Origin of the sequence: Bradyrhizobium sp. CCBAU 53421 (assembly GCF_015291625.1) — a bacterium.
Taxonomy (GTDB): domain Bacteria; phylum Pseudomonadota; class Alphaproteobacteria; order Rhizobiales; family Xanthobacteraceae; genus Bradyrhizobium.
This window is the reverse complement of record NZ_CP030047.1, coordinates 8290713-8300000: the sequence shown is the minus strand read 5'-3', so window position 1 is coordinate 8300000 and position 9288 is coordinate 8290713. Positions and strand designations below refer to the sequence as shown.

General features: G+C 64.9%; 9 protein-coding genes (1 of these 9 cut by a window edge). 3 read left to right on the top strand and 6 right to left on the bottom strand.

From position 1 onward, the window contains the following. On the top strand, nt 1-67 hold the end of the coding sequence (locus tag XH92_RS38445; RefSeq protein WP_246788000.1) for a hypothetical protein. Its footprint begins 602 nt before the window's first position; the window shows 67 of its 669 coding nt (coding positions 603-669); the start codon falls outside the window, past its left edge; it ends in the stop codon at nt 65-67. Between the two features lie 237 nt (nt 68-304). Next, complete coding sequence (locus XH92_RS38440) at nt 305-931, top strand: hypothetical protein (RefSeq protein ID WP_194456685.1); 627 nt, start codon at nt 305-307, stop codon at nt 929-931. Between the two features lie 87 nt (nt 932-1018). Here the strand turns inward: XH92_RS38440 and XH92_RS38435 are convergent, their stop codons facing one another. Beyond that, the gene (locus XH92_RS38435; protein WP_194456684.1) at nt 1019-2107 is read right to left on the bottom strand and encodes a TRAP transporter substrate-binding protein; all 1089 of its coding nucleotides are present in this window, start codon (nt 2105-2107) and stop codon (nt 1019-1021) included. Between the two features lie 307 nt (nt 2108-2414). Between XH92_RS38435 and XH92_RS38430 the strand changes: the two genes are divergently transcribed. Beyond that, nucleotides 2415-3500: an NAD-dependent epimerase/dehydratase family protein gene (locus XH92_RS38430; protein WP_194456683.1), complete on the top strand. Its 1086-nt coding sequence runs from the start codon at nt 2415-2417 to the stop codon at nt 3498-3500. 215 nt (nt 3501-3715) lie between these two features. Here XH92_RS38430 and XH92_RS38425 read toward each other — a convergent pair whose 3' ends face one another. The 5 genes from XH92_RS38425 to XH92_RS38405 form a co-directional block, all read right to left on the bottom strand. After that, nucleotides 3716-5023, bottom strand: a complete 1308-nt coding sequence (locus XH92_RS38425; RefSeq protein ID WP_194456682.1) for an NAD(P)H-dependent oxidoreductase — start codon at nt 5021-5023, stop codon at nt 3716-3718. A gap of 156 nt (nt 5024-5179) precedes the next feature. Further along, the gene (locus XH92_RS38420; protein ID WP_194456681.1) at nt 5180-5980 is read right to left on the bottom strand and encodes a phytanoyl-CoA dioxygenase family protein; all 801 of its coding nucleotides are present in this window, start codon (nt 5978-5980) and stop codon (nt 5180-5182) included. 57 nt (nt 5981-6037) lie between these two features. Continuing rightward, the gene (locus tag XH92_RS38415; protein WP_194456680.1) at nt 6038-6712 is read right to left on the bottom strand and encodes a GntR family transcriptional regulator; all 675 of its coding nucleotides are present in this window, start codon (nt 6710-6712) and stop codon (nt 6038-6040) included. A 381-nt stretch (nt 6713-7093) separates the two neighbouring features. Further along, nucleotides 7094-8344: a M20/M25/M40 family metallo-hydrolase gene (locus XH92_RS38410; RefSeq protein ID WP_194456679.1), complete on the bottom strand. Its 1251-nt coding sequence runs from the start codon at nt 8342-8344 to the stop codon at nt 7094-7096. Nucleotides 8345-8400: 56 nt separating this feature from the next. Continuing rightward, nucleotides 8401-9267, bottom strand: coding sequence for a sigma-70 family RNA polymerase sigma factor (locus XH92_RS38405; protein ID WP_194456678.1), 867 nt, complete (start codon nt 9265-9267; stop codon nt 8401-8403). Between the last annotated feature and the right edge of the window lie 21 nt (nt 9268-9288).

Sequence of the window (9288 nt, the reverse complement as noted above, 5' to 3'; positions counted from 1 at the left end):
TCGGGACCTGATCGTTGCAAGCAAGGACAGATTCTTCGAGTCATTCAAACTGAAGACGAAGTCTTGAGCGGCGGACCGTCGGAGCTCGCCGTGCACCGGTGCCGGCCACGCCACTCACCGTCATGCCATTGTGCTCGCCGACTGCTGCCTGGGCATTGCAATCAACACTCCTTGAACATTTTGTGATCATTCGGCCACGATTGGCCGTCATCGTCTACGACCAAAGTTCATAGGCCGTTCATTTCGATTTCCGTACCTCTTGCCCCAAGAAGCTCGGCAAACCTGCCCCAACAAGGAGACTTCCATGCGTGAGATCGTCCGTCCCGTAACTGCTGCGCTCGGCGTCGCATGTCTTGCGATCGCGATGAGCGCGGCGTCGAACAGCGGCGCATTCGCGCAGGCCAAGCAGCAGCAGATGGCACCGCCGGCAAAGCAGCCCGCGCCCGCCGCGCAGGCCGCTGCTCCGGCACAGGACCAGGCCCCGCCGATCAAGCAGATCGCGCTGACCGACAAGCAGATCGACGGCGCGATCACCGCGGCCAAGGAAATGGACCCGATCACCGCAAAGCTTTCGCAGGACGCCAAGCCGGATCCGAAGATCGTCGCCCAGCTCGAGGGCATCGCCAAGAAGAACGGTTTTGCCAGCTATGACGAGTACAACAGCGTCGTCGACAACATCTCGCTGGTGCTCGGCGGCTTCGATCCGCAGACCAAGAAGTATGTCGGTCCCGAGGCCGTGGTGAAGGCTCAGATCGCCCAGGTCCAGGCCGACAAGAAGATGTCGGCCAAGGACAAGAAGGACGCGCTTGCCGATCTCAACGAAGCCCTGAAGTCGCCGCCGCCCGCGGTCGAGAACAAGGGCAACATCGATCTCGTGACCAAGAGCTACGACAAGCTGATGGAAGAGTTCGGCGGCAGCGACGACAACTGAGCCGTCGCGCCGAATCAAGGCCGACTCAAAAAATGAGCCCCGGAGAAATTCTCCGGGGCTTTTTTATTGTCTCAGGACGCGCGTAGCTCAGGTCCGCGTCCGCATCCGCATCATGAAGCTGTCGAACGAGAGCTCGGCGACCTGCATCCAGGCCAGCGATTCGTTGCGATAGGCGGACAGGCTCGCATACATCTTGCCGAAATGCGGATTGCTCTTGGCGAGATCGGCATAGATCTCGTTGGCTGCGCCATAGCAGGCCTCCAGCACTTCCTGCGGGAACGGCCGCAATTGCGCGCCGGCCACGATCAGGCGCTTCAGCGCCGGCGGATTCACCGCATCATATTTGCCGGTGACCCATGTGAAGGTGTCTTCGGAGGCGGCCTGGATCGCGGCCTGATAGTGCTTCGGCAGCGCGTTCCACTTGTCCTTGTTCATCACGTTGTGGCCCTGGCCGGTGCCTTCCCACCAGCCGGGGTAGTAGTAGAACTTCGCGACCTTGACGAAGCCGAGCTTCTCGTCGTCATACGGTCCGACCCATTCGGCCGCGTCGATGGTGCCTTTCTCCAGTGCCGGATAGATGTCGCCGCCGGCGATCTGCTGCGGCACGCCGCCGACCTTGGCGATGATGGTGCCGGCGAAGCCGCCGACGCGGAATTTCAGCCCTTGCAAATCCGCCATCGACTTGATCTCCTTCCGGAACCAGCCGCCCATCTGGGCGCCGGTCGAGCCGGTCGGAATGCCGACGCAATTGTATTCCGCAAGCAAATTGTTGATCAGCTCGCTGCCGCCGCCCCATTGCAGCCAGGAAATATGCTGGCGCGTGTTGAGGCCGAATGGCAGCGACGTGCCGAAGGTGAAGGCGGGATTCTTGCCCCAGTAATAATACAGCGCGGTGTTGCCCATCTCGACCGTGCCGTTGGAGACGGCGTCGAGCACCTGCAGGCCGGGCACGATCTCGCCGGCGGCGAAGGACTGGATCTGGAAACGGTTGTCGGTGATTTCGGCGACGCGCTTGCAGAAGAATTCACAGCCGCCATACAGCGTATCGAGCGCCTTCGGCCAGCTTGCCGCGAGCCGCCACCTGACCTCCGGCATCGATTGCGCGACCGCGGGCGCAGCCACCGCCGTCGCAGCCAGCCCGACGCCGCCTGCCTTCAAGAAATCACGACGCTTCATGCGTATCCCTCCTGTGTGCCGATGCCTCGACAAGGGGAACGATCTTGATGCCGTTTTTCTTGGCCGAACGATCGACGTTGCTGTGGTGATGTGTCCGGTGGCCCTCGACGGGCTCTTGTAGGTGGAAATCCGAGCTCTTCGGTTCCGCCGGTCAGGATGATTGATTGCCAAAGGAAATCAAGCGTCTGCCTTCATTGCAGGTGCGAAGGAAACGGCACTGTCGGTCTCATCCGATACCCGCCGCGATGGCTGCCGGTCGCTCCGCGATCTGCTACGACGGCAGGTGAGTTGATGGGAGTTCAAGGACATGGCCAACAAGAAAGTCGTGGTCGCCGGCGCGACCGGCCTCGTGGGCAACGCCGCCTTGCGACACTTCGGCGCATCCGATGATTGTGAGCGCATTGCGCTGTCGCGGCGGGAGCCGCGCGATCTCTACGGCGCGCGGCATGTGCGAATCGACCTTACCAGCGCCGAGGATTGCCAGCGCGCCGCGGCCGAGCTCGCCGGCGCAACGCACCTGATCTACGCGGCGCTTTACGAAGCGCCGAGCCTGGTCGATGGCTGGCGCGATGCCGGGCAGATCGCAACCAACGACCGGATGCTGCGCAATTTGATGGGCGCGCTCGAACCCGTCGCGCCTGATCTCAAGCATGTCGCGCTGCTGCAGGGTACCAAAGCCTATGGCGTGCATGTCCGGCCGCTCACGGTGCCGGCGCGCGAGGGCCGTTCGGAAATGTACGAGCAGCCGAACTTCTATTGGGCGCAGGAGAACTTCCTGCGCGAACTGCAACGCGGCAAGCGCTGGCACTGGAGCATCCTGCGTCCGGTGCTGATCATCGGCGAAGCCATGGGCGGTGCGATGGACCTGATCCCGCCGCTCGGCGTCTATGCAGCGGTGCTGCGCGCGCAGGGCAGGCCGCTGGATTATCCCGGCGGCGCACCGCGCGTCGCGCAGGCGGTCGATGTCGATCTGTTGGCGCGGGCGATCGCCTGGTCGGGCGAGGCCGAGACCGCGCGCAACGAAGCCTTCAACGTCACCAATGGCGACGTCTTCACCTGGGACAATATCTGGCCGGCGGTATCAGATGCGCTCGAGATGGCGCCGGGCCGGCATGTGCCGCTGTCGCTGGCGCAGGAATACCCGAAATGGATCGCGTTGTGGGACGAGCTGCGCAGGAGGCACGATCTGATCGCACCTGGCCTGGAAGAGTTCGTCGGCCTGTCGTTCCAATATGCCGATTACAGCATGCGCTACGGGCAGACCGAATCCGGCCCGCCTTCGATCGTCTCGACGGTCAAGATCAATCAGGCCGGCTTCACCGAGATGATGGATACGGAAGTCATGTTCCGGAAGTGGTTCAAGCTGGCGAAGGCGAGCCGGTTGTTGCCGTGAGTTCAGCCGACGCTCCTCTCTGCTCCCTCGCCCCGCTCTTGCGGGGAGAGGGTTGGGGTGAGGGGGCCTCTATCCGGCGAGCACCTTGCTGCTTGTTGAGCACCGTGCCTCGCCCCTCACCCGGATCGCATCTGACGATGCGATCCGACCTCTCCCCGCAAAAGGGCGGGGAGAGGTGAGGATGTCGCTCCGTTGGAGTGAACAGCAAAAAAACGTCACCGCGAAAACGCTTTCTCCATCGCCTTGCGCGTCTTGATCGTGTCGTTGCTCTCGTCGACCTCGACGTCACTCCAGCGCACCACGCCGCCGTGGGCGACGTCGTTCTTCAGCTTGACGCGATGGGCGAGCCCGATCGGCAATGCGCCGGCGGCGAGGCTGGCGGAGGCCGGCATCAGCTTGCCCCACACCGTATAGCCGCCTTCGCCGTCGAGCATCTCGCCGGCGCGAAGATTGCGCTTGGCGACCGCTGCGACGTCGCCGCGGAAACCGCGCGGCTGTCCGGTCGGCTCGTTGCGCAGTGCCGCCGAGAGGACGGAGATGTTCAGCTCGAGCCCGATCAGATGATAGGGCTTGTACATCGCGGCATAACGGCCGGACGCGTCGGTCTTGAGGCCATATTGCTTGAAGCAATCGGCGGCATAATCGTTCGGGGCTTCCAGCACCACATAGACGCCCCAGCGCAGATCGCGAAACACCGGACGGCCATCGCGCTCCAGCGACGACACCACCTCGACGATGCCGGATTTCTCCAGCACGCCGCCTTTGTCGCGCGGCCGCATCACATGCGGCAGGTCGTCGACGCCGCAGGGCGGAAACAGCAAGCCTTCCGACGGCACGTCGAGCGTGCAGGCATTGGCGATCGCGGCCATCTCGATCGCAGATTTGGTGCCGTCGAGGAAGGAGTTGAACATCTGCGGGTTCATGCCGGCGGATTGCGCTTCGCCTGCGGTGAGCCCGTAATGCTGCCACACGCCTTCCGGCGTCACGTCGTGATAGGCCGGCAGGTATTTGGTGCCCTTGCCGGCGGCGACGACGTGAAAGCCCGTCGCGCGCGCCCAGTCGACCATTTCAGCGGTCAGCGCCGGCTGGTCGCCATAGGCGAGCGAATAGACCACGCCGGCCTTGCGCGCCTCCTCGGCGAGCAGCGGCCCCGCCAGCACGTCGGCCTCGACATTGACCATCACGACGTGCTTGCCGGCCGCTATCGCCGCGCGGGCATGGCGGATGCCGACGGCGGGATTGCCGGTCGCTTCCACCACCACATCGAACGCGCCGCCCGCGATCGCGCGCGCGCCGTCATCGGTGAAGGTGGTGGCATCGATCCGCGCGTCGTCCCAGCCGACCGTGCGGCAGGCCTCGCGGGCGCGATCGCGGTCGAGATCGACAATCACGGGCACTTCGAGCCCCAGTGTGTGCGGCACCTGCGACAGGAACATCGAGCCGAATTTTCCGGCGCCGATCAGGGCAACGCGAACCGGCTTGCCGGCGGCGGCGCGGGTTTTGAGGAGGTGATGCAGGTTCATGATGGTGTCCGGGATTATCGCCATGTCCCGGACGCGGTGCGGCACGAAGTGCTGCTCCGCAGAGCCGGGACCCATGGAGGAAGTATGAACAAGTGTGTGGGCCCCGGCGCAGCAGCGCATCGCTGCGGCTGCGCTGCGTCCGGGGCACGAGCGAGTCTACTCCGCCGCCTGCCGCGGCGCACGGGCCAGCCGCAGCAGCGCGTCGTCGGCAACGGTCTGGATTGGTGTGAAGTCGCGGTGCGCGATGTAGTCGGGCCGCGTCGGGGTGCGGATGTAGTTCGAGACCGCGTTCAGCGTCAGATAGACGATCTTGCGCGGGTAGGGCGTGATGTTGCCGCTCGATCCATGCACCAGGTTGCCGTGGAACATCAGCATGCCGCCGGCCTTGCCGGTTGGCGCGACGATGCCGCCCTGCTTGACGAGTCGCGTGACGGTCTCCTCGTCCAGCGTCCACAGTGGGTAGGATGTGGTCTCGAGATCGTGCGAGGCCTTGAGGTCGCCGGCAGTCTGGCTCTGCGGCACCAGCATCAGCGGGCCGTTGATCGGCATCACCTCGTCGAGGAAAATCGCGATGTTCATCGCGCGCGGCTCCGGCATGCCGTCGTCGCGCTTCCAGGTACCGTAATCCTGGTGCCACTGCCAGACGTCGCCGGTGAAAGCCGCCTTCGCGTTGATCTTGAACTGGTGCATGTAGACCTTCTCGCCGAACAGCTGCTCGATCGGGTCGATCATGCGCGGATGCGCGCCGAGGGTGCCGAACGCCTCGTTGTAGAGATGCGCGGCGAAGGCCGTGCGCGGCGCGCCGCTCTTCTCGCGCCACACTTCGGGGCGGTTGGCGTCATAGATCGCGACCGCCTCGCGGGCGAGGAAATCGACCTCTTCCTGGCTGAACAGCTCGGGCAGGAACAGCCAGCCTTCGCGATGGAAAAATTCGACCTGCTCCTGGCTCAGTTTCATGGTGCTTTCCTCCTTTGATTGTTGATCTTCGTTCTTGCGGCGACGTGACGATTCCGCTCAAGCCGCCACGTCGATCGCTCTCAGCTTCTGTTCGGTCATTCGCCCTGCCGTCTGCGCATGCGCCAGCGCCGCAGTCTCCGCGGCGGCGGCATTGCCGGAGAAAATATGCGCGGCGATGGCCTCATGCTCGGTCCAGGCGCTGTCGCGGTAATCGAGCTCGGCAAGCACGGTCGCCATCGAGCGGCGCATATGCGGCCATTGCGGCGCAATCATTTCCTCGATCGCGGGATTGCCGGCGAGCCGATAGATCGCGCTGTGGAAGTCGACGTCGAGCGCAATCAGGCGCGCCAGCGGCGCGTCGCCGTTGATCGCGCGTCCGGCTTCGAGCGCGCTCTCGAGCCGTGCGCGTGCAGCGGAATCCTCTTTCACACGCCTCGCGGCAAGCCGCGCCGCCAGCGCGTCGATGGCGCCGCGGACTTCATAAAGCTCGCGGATGCGCTGCGGATCGAGCTGCGTCACCTCGAAGCCGCGCTTGCCGCTCTCGGCGACGAGGCCCTGGCGATGCAACAGATGCAGCGCGTGCGAGATCGGCTGGCGCGACACGCCGAGCCGATCGGCAAGTTCGTTCTGGGTGATGCGCTGACCGGGCAGCAACGTGCGGTCGATGATCGCCTCGAGCAATCGCCCGTAGACCTGGTCGATCAGGTTCGGAAGCGGGTCCAACGGGATCATTGCATCAGTCCAAATTGGAATACGGAATTCCGTGTTCGAAGAGAAGGTACTGCCGGTTGCGGGAACGGTCAAGCCTGGGATTCGTGGTGATCCTAAACGGCTGAAACTGGTGATGTTTTCGGCAACCCTCGAACGTAGGTCGCAGTCACCGGCCAACCTTCGTTGGCAAGCGGAGCAAGCGGCATCCCCCTCCCTGACCCTCCCCCACAAGGGGGGAGGGAACGGAGAGAGCCGCGTCCCGTGGATGAGAAAGTGAGGTGAGCACGTCGGTCATGCTCCCTCCCCCCTTGTGGGGGAGGGTGGGGAGAGGGGTGGCCCGGACGCCGGCGCTAAAGATTGGCGTGCCGTCTCAACGGGTGCCGTTGTGCATGCTCCTCGCCGCTACTTCGCCTTGCCCAGCTCGATCAGGATCCGCGTCATCAGATAGAGCCGCGGCACGATCGAGTTGGTGTCGATGTATTCGTCGCGGGCGTGATAGCCCCAGCCGGCGAGGCCGAAGCTTTCGACCACGATGGCCTTGCCGCTGCGCGCGGCGTAGCCGGCATCGGTCGCGCCGCCGGTCATTTCCGCGATATCGAGCGTGCGGTCGAGCTCGGCGTAGATCGCCTGTCCCTGCTTGGCGAGGGAGCGGCCGCGATCATTGGCGACGAAGGGCGGACGGCCTGCGGTGACCTTCACGGTCACCTCGGTGTCCGCGATCAGCCTGTTCTTCACCTTCTCGTCGAGTGCCGCCTGAAGCTTCTGCACGCCGTCCGGAACGGTGAGGCGGATGTCGGCGCCGGCGCTGGCGTGGTCGGGGATCTGGTTGCGTACGGTGCCGGCTTTCGCGGTGGTCCAGTTCAGCTGGGTGCCGGGGATTGATTTCGCGACGTCCTGGGTCTGCAGCAATTGATGCGCGAGCTCGATCAGTGCGTTGCGGCCGAGCTGCGGCGCGGCGCCGGCATGCGAGGCCTTGCCCTTCACGTCCATCGTGCCGGTCGCGGTGCCGCTGGCGCCGAGCAGCAGGCTCTCGTTCTTGGCCACCGGCGGTGCCACCGTCGGCTCGCAGGACAGCACCACGTCGTGCTGGTCGGCGAGCTCGGAGATGATCTCGCCGGAGCCGATCGATCCGACCTCCTCATCCGGATTGAAAGACACCGTGAGCTTGGCGTAGTCGCGCCAGCCGATATCTTGCAGGATCTTGAGCGAATGCAGGATGACGGCGATGCCGCCCTTGTCGTCGGCGATGCCGGGTCCGTAGATCCTGTTGCCATCGACCTTGTAGGGTTGGGTGTCGAGGATGCCGTGCTCATAGACCGTATCCATATGCGCGATCAGCATCAGCTTCCTGTTGCCGGTGCCTTCAAAGGTGCCGATCACCATGTCGGCGCCGGCGCCCTTCGTGGTCTTGCGCCGCTCGGTCTTGGCGCCGAGCGCCTTCAGCCGCGCTTCGGTGTAGTCGGCCATCTTGTTCAGGCCCTCGACGTCGCTGGAGCCTGACTCGATCAGCACCATGTCGTGCAGGCTTTCGATCACGGCCGGCTGGGCCTGCTCGGCGGGCGCGCGCAGCTTCTCATCCGCGGCGGCAAAGGCGGAGGATGAGGCGAGGGCGATCAGGCCAGCTGACGCGAGCAATTTGACGGATAGTTTCATGATTGTCCTCCCAGCAGTAAGCGCAAGGAGGACACTAGCATCGCGACCTAGCCGCGTCAGGTGCGATCGAGCACCTCGACATCGAGTGCTTCGATCTCTGCGGGTTCGGCGGTCGCATCGATCGCCGCGATCCTGTCGCCTGAAATCGTGACTCGCAGCACGACACGCAGCTTGCCGCCGAGGATGACGGCAACGCCGATCTCGCCGTCGACCAGCGCTGGTCTTGCTGCTTGCGCGCGTCCCTTGAAGCTCTCGGCAACCGCAGTGGCGCCGCGGATCACCGGCAGCGAGCCGAGCCGCTGCGCGGCCTGATCGGCGCGCACCACGACGTCGGGCGCCAGCACCGCAAGCAGCCCTTTGAAGTCGCCGTTGCGGGATGCGGCGAGGAAAGCCTCGACGATGCCGCGCTGCCGGCTGAGATCGGCATCCGGCGCGGGCGGCGCGCCCTGCACGCGGCGCCGCGCGCGGCTCGCCAGTTGCCGCGCGGCGGCCGGCGTGCGGCCGACGATCGGCGCGATCTCCTCGAACGGCACCGCGAACATGTCGTGCAGAACGAAAGCCAGCCGCTCCGCCGGCGCCAGCGTTTCCAGCACCACCAGCAGCGCGGCGCCGACGGAGTCGGCCATCTCGGTCTCGCGCTCGGACGGATTGTCGGCGATCGGCTCCGGCACGTGCGCACCCATCGGCTCCTCGCGGCGCGATTTGCGCGAGCGCAGCATGTCGAGGCAGATCCGCGCGACCACAGTGGTCAGCCAACCCCCGAGATTGTCGACGGCAGCAGTGTCGGTGCGGCCGAGCCGCAGCCAGGTCTCCTGCACGGCGTCGTCGACCTCGGCGGTCGAGCCCAGCATGCGGTAGGCCACGGCCCGCAGGCGTGGCCGGTTGGCCTCGAACTGCTCGGCCACAAACTTTTTCTCGTTCATCGGTCACATTCCCTTTGTCCG

What these genes read in the sequence shown, in the direction of transcription:
- XH92_RS38410 (WP_194456679.1), bottom strand. Translation starts at nt 8,344, where the DNA reads ATGAAACTATCCGTCAAATTGCTCGCGTCAGCTGGCCTGATCGCCCTC.
- XH92_RS38430 (WP_194456683.1), top strand. Translation starts at nt 2,415, where the DNA reads ATGGCCAACAAGAAAGTCGTGGTCGCCGGCGCGACCGGCCTCGTGGGC.
- XH92_RS38415 (WP_194456680.1), bottom strand. Translation starts at nt 6,712, where the DNA reads ATGATCCCGTTGGACCCGCTTCCGAACCTGATCGACCAGGTCTACGGG.
- XH92_RS38440 (WP_194456685.1), top strand. Translation starts at nt 305, where the DNA reads ATGCGTGAGATCGTCCGTCCCGTAACTGCTGCGCTCGGCGTCGCATGT.
- XH92_RS38435 (WP_194456684.1), bottom strand. Translation starts at nt 2,107, where the DNA reads ATGAAGCGTCGTGATTTCTTGAAGGCAGGCGGCGTCGGGCTGGCTGCG.
- XH92_RS38420 (WP_194456681.1), bottom strand. Translation starts at nt 5,980, where the DNA reads ATGAAACTGAGCCAGGAGCAGGTCGAATTTTTCCATCGCGAAGGCTGG.
- XH92_RS38405 (WP_194456678.1), bottom strand. Translation starts at nt 9,267, where the DNA reads ATGAACGAGAAAAAGTTTGTGGCCGAGCAGTTCGAGGCCAACCGGCCA.
- XH92_RS38425 (WP_194456682.1), bottom strand. Translation starts at nt 5,023, where the DNA reads ATGAACCTGCATCACCTCCTCAAAACCCGCGCCGCCGCCGGCAAGCCG.